The following is a 12,411-nucleotide window of genomic DNA, read 5'->3' as shown; positions in this document are numbered from 1 at the left end:
GGCCGATTCAGCGCGTCAAAGTGTTCATCAACCCGTCTACCTTTCAGCGTTCGCAAAACCCCACTGCATCACGCCTTGCGCCGGACATACTCCCGCAGCACGGCATCCATACGAACCTGCCATCCTTCACCCGTCTGCCGAAAGTAAGCAATGACCTCCGGGCTGTAGCGCACCGAGAGCAGTATCTTACGATTGGCCAGTTTCGGACGCCCCCTGCCGCGCCGGATCAGTTGGTCCCCTTGATATAGATCCGCTTCCCGAAAAAACTCCGCACCCAGCTCAGGGGCGTCGTCCGGATCAACCCAGGTGCTGGGCGTATTGGGCTTGTTCTCGCTCATTGGCTTTCCTCATGCTGATAATGTGCCGCGCCTCTTCGTTGCGTGGCGTCCATACCATGACCACCATGCGCTCCCGCAGGATGCCTGCCGTAATGAACCGCACTTCCCCGTAGTCCTTGCGGTCGTCCTCCCGGGTAAAATGCTTTCCTGCAAACACCAGCGCTGCGTCCTCAAAATCCAGTCCGCGCTCTTCGAGGGTCTTCTGGCGTTTGGTGGGATCGCAAGTGATCTTCATCGGATTATTATAGCTACATATATTTCAAATCACTAATCGGGCCAAAATCGCTTTCAGCCTACGTATGGTATGATTGCAAGAAAAAGGCATGGGGTGCCCCTCAATGCTGTCGGACAGCATCCCGTTTGGACTAATTCCAGAAACTGCACCTCTGGTGCGTCAGGTGTGGTGAAAAAAGAGGCGTCGGACAGAGTGTCCGACATGGTGTCGGACGCCTGGTCTGACACTTTCCCCGCCCCGTCGGACAGGCTGTCTGACACATTTCCCCCTCTGGTCCGACATTCCTGGGAGGCAGTCGGACGCAGTTTTGCTTTCCTGTATGACGGTCATGAAAAGCTGACAGACATCCCCCTCTCGGCAGAATGTGGATGAAGTCGGCATTGTTGTCCGCATGATTCTGGTCGTGGTAGAGCCACTTGCCATCGGGCAGTTGGGAAATGTTGAGACGTTCGGTATGGTCAGGGCTTTCCGCCGCAAAGCGGCTGGGGCCAGTTTGCTGAATGCCATAGCCGGTAATCAGCCGGAATGACCGGCAAGGGGGATGCGGGTGAGTGTTTCGAGGGTATGTGCTTCGATATCGAGGGGCACACCCGGTCTCCAGGTAGCGGGTTTCTATCTGTTACCGCTTCTTTCCGACCTCTTTTTCATAGGGCTTGATAGGCCCCATGCTGTAGGGCATAGTAGATTTCATGGGCGCAAAGTTGCTGTACCGGTTCAAAGAGGCTTATGGGCAGGGCGTGATTGAGGGCGTCATCTGGGATGTGCCCGTTCCGGTGCCGCCGTCGGAACACCGCGTCAAATACCGCCTGGTTTTTATCGTGAATGGCCATCGGCTGGTGGGATACGACAACGAGCGCGGCAAAGGGGACCACAAGCATATTCGGGAGGAGGAAATCCCTTATTTCTTCCAGGATGTGGCAACGTTGGTTCGGGATTTCATGCGGGATGTGGGGGAAATATCATGAGCGTGCTTGAGGTGACGGTGGGCGTGCCTGTCGAAAAAAAGATGGAACACTTTAGCGCGGCCTTACAAGCGGCTATGGAAGGCCGCGCAACCGCACCGCATTTTGGCGTCGGCTTCGCCAACATGGCTCAATTCGGCGATGTCTTCACGCCGAAGCGCTGGGAACTGGTAGAGGCTCTGAAAGCCTCCGGGCCACTGTCGATCTATGCCTTGGCAAAACGTCTTGGCCGCCATTATCGCAACGTCCACAAAGATGTGGGCGCTCTTATGGAATGGATGGTCATTGAGAAAGATGCAGATGGGCACGTATTCGTTCCATGGGATGAAATCGACGTGAGACTGCCCCTCAAGCGGAATGCGGCATAAAATCCAGTCTATTCCCCCAAATCAAAGGGCAAGATGAGCAAGACCGCAGTGGCAGAGCTGCCTGCACCGGTCGGGTCCGGGGAGAGGGATGCCGCTTTTTGCGGCCTGGCGCCTTCCATATCCCGGTCATGGCCTTGTCCGCATTGCCCACAGGGTGCTCCACAAATTGGGGATAATGCTGCGTCAATACAGGACGAACATGGCTATCGCTGTGCTTCAGCGCGGCGCTTCTACCCCTTCAACGCCTTTAGCTCCCTGCCCGGCATCGCAAGTGACGTCATCGCGTCCACCTACGCCGAGCTTTATGCCGCCGAATCACACTCCACTATATCTAGTGGGTGTCTGTGACAACCGGATAAGCACGGGTCAATCATCAAGTTTTGGCCGGGTAGCTGTAACGGCTTGCAATCAACCGGCTTTTTCGGCTCAGATTAACTGCAAGTCAACGCCGGGCCCGTGCGCAAAGTGACCATTCAGTCCATCCCTGTCTTGGGCCGGGATCGCTGGTATGTGATCCTGAAACTCGGCATGGACGAGGCCACGGTGAAGTCGGCCCGCACCGAAGTCCGTACCTGGGCGAGTCTGGACAGTCTGGCGTGCTGGTTGAAGGCCCAGGGCTGTGGGGTGGCCGAACTGCGGGTCGTATAAACAATATATGGGTATAGATTTGTCTTGTGATTTTGCGCTAAGGTATCCATCGGATAACGATCCGGCAGCAAGGGATTACATTTCCCCCTCGGTCCTTCATCCTGCCCGGATCGTTTTCCGATAGTGATAACCCGCTCCATATTGCCAGGAGGGCGTTCCTGCGCTCACCTGGTTTTTTGTATAGCGATTGATGCAGACCCATGCTGGGCTGCTAGTCCTCCCGAAAGACGACGAAGGCGGCGGGGGCCTAAGTTGCGGTTCGACTGGCGGCAGGCAAAGAACATGGTATACGCGGAAACGGAAAGGGGGTGTGTGATGATGGCGAACATAGACAGGGGTTTTGTGGAGTTGTTGAACAAGCGCACGGGGTTGAACCTGACCTGGGATGAGTTCAAGGCAATTTATCAGGAGCGGAAGGCCGAGCGTGATGCTGACCCGGTTATTCAAAGTCGGAAGGAGCGGCATCGTGTTGAGATAGATGATATGGATGCCTTTTTTAGGTGATGCAAAGCATCAAACATGCCAATAAAAAGGCAAGTGATACAGTTGCACCCGCCGATCTCCATGACTAGCATCGTCGCTATGCACGAGACCCACCACAAAGACAAAGAACGTATCCTGCGCTGCCTCCGCAACGGTCCCAGAACCTGCAAGGAAGTCGCAGACGCCCTCAAGCTATCCTACCTGCGCACCAATCACCTTATAGTGGACCTGGCAAAGCAGGGGCTGGTCTACGCACACCACTGCACCCTCAATGCCACGGGATCACCCATCAATGTTTGGGCGTTACCATCATCGAAAACAACCCCACCATTACACTCAACTATCGCATGAGGTGGACAATTTTCTAGGGCTTCACCGAAACTAAGCGTCATGCATAAACCATCGAAAGAACCTCAGAAAACCACCGAAGAACTGGTCCCTATTATCGTTGCTGCATTAGCCGGCGCCATGGATTCACGGGAACTCGCCACAGCTACGGGATTTCCACCGGCGGCGGTTGGCAACGCTTTAAGATTGGCGAGCAATTACGGGTTGGTCAGAAAGGTGCCGCCTTTCGACAAGCACGTGATGACCTGGGAACGCACCAAAGAAAAGGCGTACACGACCGCGCTAAATGTCTGGGAAACACGTCATAAAAAGCCTCACAAGTCATCGCAAAAGCCCGAAAAGCCCATAAATACGCTTTCACCAGCCAGCATCAACGAGGAGTTCTGGAGCCGCTGGCTACGCAACGATCCAGCCGCCAGACCCAAACTGGAGGACTGAAGAGGATGGAGTTTCGCAAGGCGATGGTTGGATGGACTGAGCGGACCTTCGTTTTTTGCGTGCCTGCCAGGCAGCCTGTGCGTCGGCATAGGCATCGCCTTCGGCGCGTATCCAGATCGTCAGTTTTTCGTTGGAAGGCGGCGCTTTACTGGCCAAGCCGTAACTACTCGCTACCCTCAAGACGTTGCCTGTGGTCGCTGGTGAAAGTCCCATGGACGCGGCGATTTCCCGTGAGGTTATGGGGCATACCAAGGCGGAAATGACGCTCGGAACGAGTTCTTCAATGGTTTTCTGGGGTTCTTCCGATTCTTCGTGCATGCAGTTATTTTCGACAAATCGATGTAAATATCCACCTGATGTTTTTCGGTAGGTTTTGACGATGGATTCAGGGCCGCCTCTGTCTGAGTCCAGTGGATTAGGTAGGTATCGGGGAGCCACTCGATATTTTCCTGCCGACTATTGCAAGGTGGTAGCGCCATCGCCGGTACCATCATCCGCGTGCGTAACGATCTCGAAGTAAAAGTGACGCAGTTGCATCAGCCATGCCTTGAACGCTTCGGCGGGCCTGGTCGGGAAACGTGCCATGATCTCATAGACGGCGATTTCGTTGATCAACGGCAGCTCATCCGGCTCACTTTCATCATCCGGTGCATCCGTTCCCAGGGAGAGGGTGGCCTGATCCTCCGCCGCAACGGACTCCAGAGCATAGGCGGGATCCGGAATCTGCAATGCCTCTATCACGTCACCCCGTGCAATCCAGACATGAATGCCGTCCGATGATGTGGTCCGCATCTCCATATCCTGAAACGCGATGCGCCAGATGTGTACGGCCGGTCCATGTTGTGCAATACGCATGTGCATTTCCACCTATCAGAGTGTGCATTGTATCCTATCCTATAGAACTGGGGCTGGTCACCGGGCAACAGTTACAACTCGGACTGAAGCAACTGGAAGCCCTCAAGGGGCAGACGGAAAACAGTCTGATGCAACTGGAAGAAATGCGTACGGTAACACTGCCGTCTTTGAGGTTTTAGGAGCCATTCGATGATTGACCTCTGCACAACGGACTCACACCCGCGCCGCAACATTGATCGCCTCATTGGCGTCGTCACGGTCAGAAACCGGGCAACTTACGGCACCTCTCGCAATGATCGACAAGGAGAAGATACCTTGGAAATGCTGGCGGAGCACGCTGCTGAATTGGGTGCAAGCGGCGTTGTCGGTATCCGGATGCTGGTCGTCGGAGAAGAGATGGTGGCTTACGGCACGGCGGTTATTTTCTGGTGAACCGCCACACCCGCACCGTCTGGTCGATCCTTTTCCTCGCGTTGACAGCCATCGCCGCATGGTTCGTCCACCAGTTCCTGCTGGGCGCTGTTTGGGGCGCCATTCTTGCCATCATGATCTTCCCACTCTTTGCCACAGTGGCCGATCACCACCGATTGCGGCTGGCCTTCGGCGCGTCAGCCGGATTCCTGCTGCTGGTCCTGACCTTCATGGGGGTGGCCGCGCATGAACTCATCGAGGCGGCCAAGGTCTTGGTGCCTCTATGGCGAAAAGAAGCTTCCGGACACTGGCCGGTACCGGATTTCCTCGAACAGATCCCCTGGTTTCGCAGTCAGGTCATAACGGGGTGGGACCGTATCACGGAGAGCATGAGTCACCCCCTCAACAACTGGCCCGCCAAGGTGCCTTACTTCCTGAATCTGCTGCGCGGTGCCGGGGGGATACTGGCGGATATCCTGGTGGCAACTATCGTCTTTTTCTTCCTCCTGAAAGACGGCCGGGAGGCCGAAGTATTGCTAAAGGGTAGCCGCCAGTTGCACCCCCTCATTGAAAGTACCCTGCGCTCCGGAGTCAACACCTTGCGCGCCATTACCTGGAGCGTGTTGATGGCAGTCATCGGGGAGATACTGACCTTCTGGGTGTTGTTCGCCATCGGAGGATTGCCGCACCCCTTCATCATCGGCATGTTTTGCGCCCTGATCTCAATCATCCCCATCGCCGGCACCATTGCCATGATCAGTATCGGGGGTTATCTGATTCTGATTGTGCACCAGTGGGTGGCTGCTGTTTTGGTCACCATCATAGGCCTCGTCATTCTGGGCTTTGCCGACAATTTCGGAAAGCCAGTGCTGGCGCGCCTGGTAGACCCTGCCGGGGATACCCCATCCATTTTCTGGATCATCGTTGGGATGATCACGGGTGTGTCCACCATCGGGGTAATCGGCGTGTTCCTTGGGCCCGCGCTGTTTGCCATGCTCATGCATGTCCTCAACCAACTCAAGCTAGCAGAAACCTTTGTCAGCATTGAGGCGGAAAATCATGAGAACCTATAAGATCTACCGCAAAGACGCGGAGGTGGTCGCCGTCAAGGACGGGTTCTCATATCCCGGGTTTTTTACCTGGATTTGGGCGCTTGTTAAACGGTTGTGGACCGTTGGCCTGTTTTTCTTCCTGCTGAATGCTTTTGCCTTTTCGATATTTGAATGGATATCCCACAAAAACTTCCATGCCGCCGATCATCTCTCTGCTGGATGGGTGGCGCTGAACTTGTCCACCTGGGTGGTAAAGGCTTTTTTGGGATACTACGGGAATACGCTCGTGAGCAAAAAACTGCTGCGACTGGGGTATGTACAAGTGCCGGGAACCGTTCGCGCAGCCAACATTCATTTCGCGCAGCCAACATTCATATGGCGACAGTTATCGGGTTATCCCCGCCAGCGGAGCTGCAAAACAATCCGCTTGCCCACCGCTGGTTGCAATCCGATCACCGCTGGATCCGATGGATCGGCGGGACCGTTCTGGTTTTGTTGGCGCTCAGCATATACCTGTTCCCTCTGCCCTACTCGTCCACACCACCAGCTATACACCGTGGGGCCTTACAGCAACACAGTAACCCGTTTAGTGCGGGCCATTTTGTCCGCGTTTTGAGTTAGACGCATCCAACAATAGGACCCGCGCATGGTGCAACCGGATCGTGGTGCGGGTTGCCCCCATGCCGTACTGATGAACCATGCGGCCAATCTCCTGAAGTTGTGCGATTTCCATGTTTGGGTTGCCTGCGTAGTTTATTGAGTCGATCTCGATGGGTCTATGCCAATATCTCCGATTACCGCCGTGGCCGGGAAGACTGGTGTTGTGACGGGCTGGAGTTTCTGGCCAGCGCGGGATGCTCCGGGCTTTGCGGTTCCCGAGGCCTCGGTGTCACCCGCACGGGCAGGTCGGGGGCCGCGCTCAGCCCCTGTTCCCGCCGCCGTTCGGCGATGCGCTCGGGATATTTGGCCGCCGCGATTTCCAGTACTTCCGCCCAGTCATTCCCCGTACTGGGCAGGCGGATATCCGTTTCGAGGTCCTTGCGGCTGAGCTGCATCCGTTCCGAGAGGTACTGTGCGGCGCGGGTGCCGGCAGGATCGTTGTCGGCGAAGATCAGGAGCTTTTTGCAGGTCTGGGGTGGCGTGTAACCGCCAATGACGCGCTCACCGACGGTGCGACCACCCATGTTGCCGCTATTCACCGTCGCATGCACTGCCAGGCCGTGATGCGCAAAAGAGGCCCCCAGTGCGGTTTCCATGCCCTCGCCCACCCCCAGTCGGCCATCCGCCTGCATGGGCCGCAATTCGATGTGCAGGGGCACCCGGCGCACGATGGGACTGGTTAACTTACGCGCGTCGAGGAGATTGGGGGAGCCATCTTCCCGGACAGGATGATCCGGATTGGGAAGGACCAGCTTGCCGGACCCATCGGGTGCCAGCCAGGTGCGATGCACCGCCAGAACCTGTTTGCTCGGTCCCCGGCACAGGGCGATGAGGGCCGGGAAACGGCCCAGTTCTTCCCATCGGCCGTCGTCATGACAGTACCAGTAGGGCAGATCGGGAAAACCGCGCACGTCCCGGGCATCGGCGATGAGATCGAAGGGAATCCGGCGGTTCTCGAAGTAGGCCATGGCCTCCGGCATCTGGCGCAAGGGGACGCTGCCGCGCCAGTGCTTGTCGATGGCCTGCCGGGCCTTGGCGATGCGTTCTTTTTCGGATGGTTCGGCCTTGCGGGCACTGGGTTTGGGCGGAGCGGCGGATGGTGCCTTGGCTGTTTGCTGCTTCGGCGTTTTGGGTAGATCGTGATTCTGCGGCAGGGTGCCCAGTATCCTGGCCACCTGCTCGATGGACTGCATGAAGTTCCAGCCATGGACATGGTGCAGCAGGGAAAAGCCGTCGCCCGAAAGGGGTTCTCCGCCGCCCTGGGAACAGATGAAGGTACCCCGGCCCTTTTGATTATCGAAGCGGAACCTGTCCTCTCCACCGCAGCCGGGACAGGGGCCGTGCCGGTCCACCAGGGCCTGGGCAGGGATGCCCAGTTGCACCAGAATCTCCGGCCAGCGGTCCGTTGCCGCCCACTTGGTCTCGCGCATCCATTGTGCATTGCGTTCCGCCATGATGATCCGCCTCTCTTCCGGTGTTCAATCGGTCGTTTCTGATTCTGAAGCATCCGCCTCGTGATCTGCGCTATCCGTCTCTGATTCTGAAGCGTCTGTCTCATGATCTGCCGTATCCGTCTCTGATACTGACAACGATCCGCCATGAGAAGTGGCCTTTTCATACAAAGAGGCTAGCATCACATCCTGCGCATTCAGCCGGTTATCCACACTAGCCAGACTCTTCATGATTTTTGTCTGAACCGTCCCGACGCCGGCAATTTCCTTGTGAAGGGTCTGCAGATGGTTCATCAAGATATTCCGGAGAGCCTCTGGTTTTGTATCGAAAAGCATACCTTGTCCAGAGACTGGAGTGCCGCCGATCGCCTCGGAAACGGCGGCTTCATGCTCCGGGGTGGTTTGCTTTGCAGCTGCCGTCCTGGTCTGGTCGAGCAGTTCGTCGATCCGTTTCGACAGGTTCTGGATGGCTTCTCCCTGGCGTTTATCCAGCTTGGCCAGGGTGGCTACCAGTCCCTGATGAATGATTTGAGTGGTCTCCAGAATCACCCGCATATAGGGTTCCTGGCCTGTCCAGAAATCCTTGTGCTGCTGAAAGTCTTTTTCCAGCGCCTGCAGGCGTCCCAGGGAAATCTGGATGGGTGACGCGGAGTCGCTTTGGGCGGATTCTGGCATGGCGTTATCTCGCTTACTTTTGCATCAGATGCAGGAATAGAAAAATCAGGAGCGCCGCGGCGGCGCCGCCCAGTGCGCCGCCCAGGAGCGCCCGGGTGGCGACGCCGGCGACTTCGCGGGTGTTCTGCTCGACGCTCTGGGTCAGTGACTGCAAGACGCCCTGCAGCTTCTGGGCGTGGACCTGGTACTCGCGGATCGGCTCTGTGCTCTTGCGGATATCGTCAGCCAACTGAGCAACCTTCCCTTGTGTACCCGTGATCTGCGTGTCGATCTGAACAAGAACGCTCTTCCAGTGTTTCTCGATAGTTTCCGACTGCCCCTGCAAGGTCTGCATTTGTTCACCGATGGCCTTCCCCTGCTTCTGGATCCGGGACAGCAGCTGCTCGCGGATCGCCATGTCCAGTTGCTCCCGCTCTTCGCGCTCGCGCTGCAAGATGAAGCGGATGTGATCATGGAACTCGGCTTCGATGGAGTCCGCTGTGTTCACAGCAGGCTCTGCCGGACTTTTTATGCTGGATTCCGGGACGGTCATACCTGCTCCAGAGTCTCCAGCCAGGCCATGGCGTTGGCGTGGACGGCGTTCGCATGCAACTGGGCATGAGGCCAGTCGAATTGTCCCTCCAGCAGGAGAGCGCCGCCGCCGATGAGGACGATGTGGTCGCAGTCATCCAGAGTGCGTGCATGTTGCTCCACGCCGCGCTGGATACGACCAGCAATTTCCCGCAGGGCTTCATCCCGGGCGCCTTGCTGATCGCTCTCGGGGATGTCGCTCCCCTTGATCCGGATCCTTTTGTTCTGGATCAACGCCATCTGCAGAATTTTCCGGTTGGGCAATCGCTGACCACAGCGTTTCTCGACCCCAGCCTGGAAGCGGTCAACGGCAGCTGCCACCCCCAGGTCAGGCAAGGTGCCGCAGCGGCTGAAATCGACCTTGCCATTCTGTACGACGGTGATGTCCGTGGTGCGCGAACCGATATCCACCACGGCGATGGGCAGGTCCGGATCCTCGGCCGGCGACTGCATGGCGACCACCAGGGATTGGGGCAGGACATGGACTTTTGCCGGTACCGGCAAAGCCCTGTCCCCCTCCAGGGTGCGCAGTTGCACCGGAATCCGATGGGTGTCGCGTTTGGCGGCGATGAGATCCTGATTGGGGTTGCCATTGTCCCAATAGAAATCATGCAAGGGCAGACCGACCACCAGCTCGAAATCCTCCGGCACGCCGACCTGACGCAGGGCGTGGGCCACCAGCACCCGGTTGAGACTGGACAGGGCGAAACCGGCGAAGCGCGTGTCTTCGGTCTGCAGCGTATCGACGACGGTATAGGCTTCCCCCTTGGTGACATAGGCCGTACTGTCCGCTGGCGCACCGCCACCGATCTCGATCTGCTGGTAATCACCGCTCTGCGCGCGGGAGGGCGTACTGAACGTTTTCAGGGTGCCGCCGGCGCGATGAATGATTTTGATCTCGCCGTAGCCGTCATCACAGGAATAGATGGGTTTCATGGAATACCTCATTCAGTGGGGGAAGATTTATTGGCACGGGGGTTTGCGCCGGGTTTGAGGGCCGCCAGTCTGGCACGCTCTTCTGGAGGCATGGCGTTGACGATCTCGGAAAGGGATTTTGGCGGGCCCCTGTCGATGCCTGCGCCTATGGTATTCAGCAGGTTTTGGCTCAGGCCACGGCGTGGAGCAACAGGGGTTTTCGGGGACTGGAGCGGTTCCGTGGAACGGGTTTGCTGTTCGGCGTCAACCGTCTGAGTCGGTGTGGAGAGCAGCGTCTGGACATCCTGCCGTACGGGTTGTTCCTCCCGGTCGAAGCCTGCGCCGAAGGTGTTCCGCATCTCCGCGGAGATCTGCACGGATTGAGATACGGGCTGTACCAGAGGCACCTGAATGCGTAAAGGATCCGGAGCCGGCAGGGCGCGGGCGGTTTCGGCGGAACCGAACGCCAGAGTAAAGGACCACCGGGCCTGCGGGGTTGCTTCCGCGACCTCCTCCGCGCCATAGGAAAGGCGGCAAACCGCTTCGATGGGATCGAAGAGCGTCACCCCGCTTTTATGGGCGATCAGCGGCACCGGGTGCGATGTCCTGCCCAGCAGATCGATGGCGTAGCGGGTCGTGCCCGAATAGTCATCCACCGATTCCAATAGGCGGCGAGAGAAAGGCGTTACCTCTGTTGTGCGGAAACTCAGACGGTCTTTCATACGCGGCCCCGCAAGCGGGTATTGCCAAAGACGAAGCGCCACAGGCGGCGCCAGGCGACCGCGGGTGTGTAGCCCCGGCGCAGCAGCCAGGCGAACAGACCCATGCTGAGCACGGCGAGAATCAGGGTGATCACGCTGAAATGGAAAAACAGGATCAGCAACGGCCAGAAGGCCGTGCCGTCCAGCTTCCAGAGCTTGGGGTCCTGGCTGGAGAAACGCCAGGCGTTCTCGATCTCAAGGTCCTCATCAGACAGGAACATCAAAAATCCCCTTGGTGGAGGTCACAAAGGGGTTATAGGGACTTGTCGGACTGTTGGTACGCGGTCGGACAGATTTTGAGGGAGCGCCTACGGCTGCGGGCGGGTCGGCAGCACTCGGCCATCGCCATAATCCAGTCCTTTTGGCTTGTTCGTGTTAGCGACCTCAGTGAATATAACTTCAGCAAAGTAACATGATTTCCCGGTATACTGCGGTGTTATGGAGTACACCATTTCAGAGAGGTGCGCCATGTACGGACGTTATGTCATGGCGACCATGGCAACCGCTATGCTGGCCAGCTGCGCGACCGGCCTGCCGCCTTCGGTCGCGACCAAGCCGGTCTTGCCGCCGCCACCGCACTTTCTTACAAACAGCACGGAAATATCCATCGGAGTGCTGGACGAAGGCTGGCACACCGAGCTGGTCCTGCCTGTCAGGGCTCTCAGTCCGTCCTTGGCCGACTTGCACCATTGGTTCCCGGAAGCGAAGTATCTTGCATACGGATGGGGCAACCGGAACTTTTACATGGCAACCCATCCGGGACCGGGAATGGCGATCGCCGCCCTGTTTCCCTCTTCGAGTGTCGTTTTCGTCGAAGGCCTATCAGAGCACCCGAAAAATACGCTTCCGCCTGATGCTCATCTGCGCTGGATATGCGTGTCCCGCACCGGCGTCTGGAGGCTCGACGCCTATCTTGGAGACTACCTGCGAATGGGGCCAAGTGAGGATCCGGTCAGTCTGGCCCCCGGCCTATTTCCTGGAGGCCGGTTCTTTGCCTCTACAGGCACTTACGATGCTTTCCATACTTGCAATACTTGGACGGCAGCAGCCCTGAAGTTCGCCGGCCTGCCTGTCAGTGACGAGGGAGTCTTGTTTGCCGGACAAGTCATGTCGGAAATCCGGTCCCTGCGTTCCTGCCCAGAATGAACGGCAAAATGCATCACGTCATCCGGTGTGATGCTGATCCAGGGACTACCCAAGAATCCTATGATTTTCAGCGGTTACAGCCATGGTGTCTCCTT

General features: G+C 57.5%; 18 protein-coding genes and 1 pseudogene. 10 read left to right on the top strand and 9 right to left on the bottom strand.

What is annotated here, in order from left to right; genetic code table 11:
• Nucleotides 1–68 precede the first annotated feature (68 nt).
• Both PJU76_RS07685 and PJU76_RS07680 read right to left on the bottom strand, forming a co-directional pair.
• Nucleotides 69–338 (bottom strand): BrnA antitoxin family protein, encoded by a 270-nt coding sequence (locus PJU76_RS07685; RefSeq protein ID WP_064218393.1) that lies wholly within the window; start codon nucleotides 336–338, stop codon nucleotides 69–71.
• On the bottom strand, nucleotides 298–573 hold the full coding sequence (locus PJU76_RS07680; protein ID WP_064218394.1) for a BrnT family toxin: 276 nt from the start codon (nucleotides 571–573) through the stop codon (nucleotides 298–300). The genes PJU76_RS07685 and PJU76_RS07680 overlap by 41 nt, the downstream gene beginning before the upstream one ends.
• 689 nt (nucleotides 574–1,262) lie before the next feature.
• Here PJU76_RS07680 and PJU76_RS07675 point away from each other — a divergent pair.
• The 6 genes and pseudogenes from PJU76_RS07675 (at nucleotide 1,263) to PJU76_RS07650 (ending at nucleotide 3,820) form a co-directional block, all read left to right on the top strand.
• Complete coding sequence (locus tag PJU76_RS07675; RefSeq protein ID WP_271779046.1) at nucleotides 1,263–1,538, top strand: toxin-antitoxin system TumE family protein; 276 nt, start codon at nucleotides 1,263–1,265, stop codon at nucleotides 1,536–1,538.
• Nucleotides 1,535–1,903 (top strand): HVO_A0114 family putative DNA-binding protein, encoded by a 369-nt coding sequence (locus PJU76_RS07670; protein ID WP_215869549.1) that lies wholly within the window; start codon nucleotides 1,535–1,537, stop codon nucleotides 1,901–1,903. Before PJU76_RS07675 ends, PJU76_RS07670 begins: the two co-directional genes overlap by 4 nt.
• A gap of 222 nt (nucleotides 1,904–2,125) precedes the next feature.
• A pseudogene (locus PJU76_RS07665) lies at nucleotides 2,126–2,251 on the top strand (IS1595 family transposase); the annotation flags it as partial.
• A gap of 117 nt (nucleotides 2,252–2,368) precedes the next feature.
• Nucleotides 2,369–2,551 carry a hypothetical protein gene (locus tag PJU76_RS07660; protein ID WP_271779045.1) on the top strand — a complete coding sequence of 61 codons (183 nt, stop codon included), beginning with the start codon at nucleotides 2,369–2,371 and terminating at the stop codon, nucleotides 2,549–2,551.
• Between the two features lie 315 nt (nucleotides 2,552–2,866).
• A complete protein-coding gene (locus tag PJU76_RS07655; RefSeq protein ID WP_271779044.1) occupies nucleotides 2,867–3,055 on the top strand; it encodes a hypothetical protein in 189 nt (62 codons plus the stop codon).
• A 369-nt stretch (nucleotides 3,056–3,424) separates the two neighbouring features.
• Nucleotides 3,425–3,820, top strand: a complete 396-nt coding sequence (locus PJU76_RS07650; protein ID WP_271779043.1) for a hypothetical protein — start codon at nucleotides 3,425–3,427, stop codon at nucleotides 3,818–3,820.
• Nucleotides 3,821–4,276: 456 nt separating this feature from the next.
• On the opposite strand, the gene PJU76_RS07645 is transcribed toward PJU76_RS07650, so the two are convergent.
• Nucleotides 4,277–4,675 (bottom strand): BRO-N domain-containing protein, encoded by a 399-nt coding sequence (locus tag PJU76_RS07645; protein WP_271779042.1) that lies wholly within the window; start codon nucleotides 4,673–4,675, stop codon nucleotides 4,277–4,279.
• A 189-nt stretch (nucleotides 4,676–4,864) separates the two neighbouring features.
• On the opposite strand from PJU76_RS07645, the gene PJU76_RS07640 reads away from it, so the two are divergent.
• From PJU76_RS07640 to PJU76_RS07630, 3 genes are read left to right on the top strand one after another with little or no spacing between them, the layout of a single operon-like run.
• A complete protein-coding gene (locus PJU76_RS07640) occupies nucleotides 4,865–5,107 on the top strand; it encodes a YbjQ family protein (protein ID WP_271779041.1) in 243 nt (80 codons plus the stop codon).
• Nucleotides 5,104–6,159, top strand: a complete 1,056-nt coding sequence (locus tag PJU76_RS07635) for an AI-2E family transporter (RefSeq protein WP_271779040.1) — start codon at nucleotides 5,104–5,106, stop codon at nucleotides 6,157–6,159. Before PJU76_RS07640 ends, PJU76_RS07635 begins: the two co-directional genes overlap by 4 nt.
• Nucleotides 6,146–6,754, top strand: coding sequence for a hypothetical protein (locus PJU76_RS07630; protein ID WP_271779039.1), 609 nt, complete (start codon nucleotides 6,146–6,148; stop codon nucleotides 6,752–6,754). Before PJU76_RS07635 ends, PJU76_RS07630 begins: the two co-directional genes overlap by 14 nt.
• Nucleotides 6,755–6,932: 178 nt before the next feature.
• Here PJU76_RS07630 and PJU76_RS07625 read toward each other — a convergent pair whose 3' ends face one another.
• Genes PJU76_RS07625 through icmT form a run of 6 tightly spaced genes read right to left on the bottom strand, consistent with a single transcriptional unit; the run spans nucleotide 6,933 to nucleotide 11,391 of the window.
• The gene (locus PJU76_RS07625) at nucleotides 6,933–8,252 is read right to left on the bottom strand and encodes a DUF7146 domain-containing protein (RefSeq protein WP_271779038.1); all 1,320 of its coding nucleotides are present in this window, start codon (nucleotides 8,250–8,252) and stop codon (nucleotides 6,933–6,935) included.
• 24 nt (nucleotides 8,253–8,276) lie between these two features.
• Nucleotides 8,277–8,924, bottom strand: coding sequence for a hypothetical protein (locus tag PJU76_RS07620; RefSeq protein ID WP_271779037.1), 648 nt, complete (start codon nucleotides 8,922–8,924; stop codon nucleotides 8,277–8,279).
• 13 nt (nucleotides 8,925–8,937) lie between these two features.
• Nucleotides 8,938–9,456: a hypothetical protein gene (locus tag PJU76_RS07615; RefSeq protein WP_064220326.1), complete on the bottom strand. Its 519-nt coding sequence runs from the start codon at nucleotides 9,454–9,456 to the stop codon at nucleotides 8,938–8,940.
• Nucleotides 9,453–10,430, bottom strand: coding sequence for a ParM/StbA family protein (gene parM, locus PJU76_RS07610; RefSeq protein WP_271779036.1), 978 nt, complete (start codon nucleotides 10,428–10,430; stop codon nucleotides 9,453–9,455). The genes PJU76_RS07615 and parM overlap by 4 nt, the downstream gene beginning before the upstream one ends.
• 8 nt (nucleotides 10,431–10,438) lie before the next feature.
• Nucleotides 10,439–11,131, bottom strand: a complete 693-nt coding sequence (locus tag PJU76_RS07605) for a hypothetical protein (RefSeq protein WP_271779035.1) — start codon at nucleotides 11,129–11,131, stop codon at nucleotides 10,439–10,441.
• The gene (gene icmT, locus PJU76_RS07600) at nucleotides 11,128–11,391 is read right to left on the bottom strand and encodes an IcmT/TraK family protein (RefSeq protein WP_064220329.1); all 264 of its coding nucleotides are present in this window, start codon (nucleotides 11,389–11,391) and stop codon (nucleotides 11,128–11,130) included. Before icmT ends, PJU76_RS07605 begins: the two co-directional genes overlap by 4 nt.
• Nucleotides 11,392–11,638: 247 nt before the next feature.
• Between icmT and PJU76_RS07595 the strand changes: the two genes are divergently transcribed.
• Nucleotides 11,639–12,316 carry a DUF2459 domain-containing protein gene (locus PJU76_RS07595; RefSeq protein ID WP_271779034.1) on the top strand — a complete coding sequence of 226 codons (678 nt, stop codon included), beginning with the start codon at nucleotides 11,639–11,641 and terminating at the stop codon, nucleotides 12,314–12,316.
• Nucleotides 12,317–12,411: the final 95 nt, after the last annotated feature.

Source organism: Acidithiobacillus ferriphilus (assembly GCF_028215975.1).
Taxonomy (GTDB): domain Bacteria; phylum Pseudomonadota; class Gammaproteobacteria; order Acidithiobacillales; family Acidithiobacillaceae; genus Acidithiobacillus; species Acidithiobacillus ferriphilus.
This window is presented reverse-complemented; position numbering and strand designations above follow the sequence as displayed.

Coding starts and splice junctions, on each gene's coding strand:
- PJU76_RS07650 (WP_271779043.1), top strand. CDS start 3,425: ATGCATAAACCATCGAAAGAACCTCAGAAAACCACCGAAGAACTGGTC.
- PJU76_RS07630 (WP_271779039.1), top strand. CDS start 6,146: ATGAGAACCTATAAGATCTACCGCAAAGACGCGGAGGTGGTCGCCGTC.
- PJU76_RS07685 (WP_064218393.1), bottom strand. CDS start 338: ATGAGCGAGAACAAGCCCAATACGCCCAGCACCTGGGTTGATCCGGAC.
- PJU76_RS07620 (WP_271779037.1), bottom strand. CDS start 8,924: ATGCCAGAATCCGCCCAAAGCGACTCCGCGTCACCCATCCAGATTTCC.
- PJU76_RS07670 (WP_215869549.1), top strand. CDS start 1,535: ATGAGCGTGCTTGAGGTGACGGTGGGCGTGCCTGTCGAAAAAAAGATG.
- PJU76_RS07595 (WP_271779034.1), top strand. CDS start 11,639: ATGTACGGACGTTATGTCATGGCGACCATGGCAACCGCTATGCTGGCC.
- PJU76_RS07615 (WP_064220326.1), bottom strand. CDS start 9,456: ATGACCGTCCCGGAATCCAGCATAAAAAGTCCGGCAGAGCCTGCTGTG.
- PJU76_RS07675 (WP_271779046.1), top strand. CDS start 1,263: ATGGGCGCAAAGTTGCTGTACCGGTTCAAAGAGGCTTATGGGCAGGGC.
- parM (WP_271779036.1), bottom strand. CDS start 10,430: ATGAAACCCATCTATTCCTGTGATGACGGCTACGGCGAGATCAAAATC.
- PJU76_RS07655 (WP_271779044.1), top strand. CDS start 2,867: ATGATGGCGAACATAGACAGGGGTTTTGTGGAGTTGTTGAACAAGCGC.
- PJU76_RS07645 (WP_271779042.1), bottom strand. CDS start 4,675: ATGCGTATTGCACAACATGGACCGGCCGTACACATCTGGCGCATCGCG.
- icmT (WP_064220329.1), bottom strand. CDS start 11,391: ATGTTCCTGTCTGATGAGGACCTTGAGATCGAGAACGCCTGGCGTTTC.
- PJU76_RS07605 (WP_271779035.1), bottom strand. CDS start 11,131: ATGAAAGACCGTCTGAGTTTCCGCACAACAGAGGTAACGCCTTTCTCT.
- PJU76_RS07625 (WP_271779038.1), bottom strand. CDS start 8,252: ATGGCGGAACGCAATGCACAATGGATGCGCGAGACCAAGTGGGCGGCA.
- PJU76_RS07640 (WP_271779041.1), top strand. CDS start 4,865: ATGATTGACCTCTGCACAACGGACTCACACCCGCGCCGCAACATTGAT.
- PJU76_RS07680 (WP_064218394.1), bottom strand. CDS start 573: ATGAAGATCACTTGCGATCCCACCAAACGCCAGAAGACCCTCGAAGAG.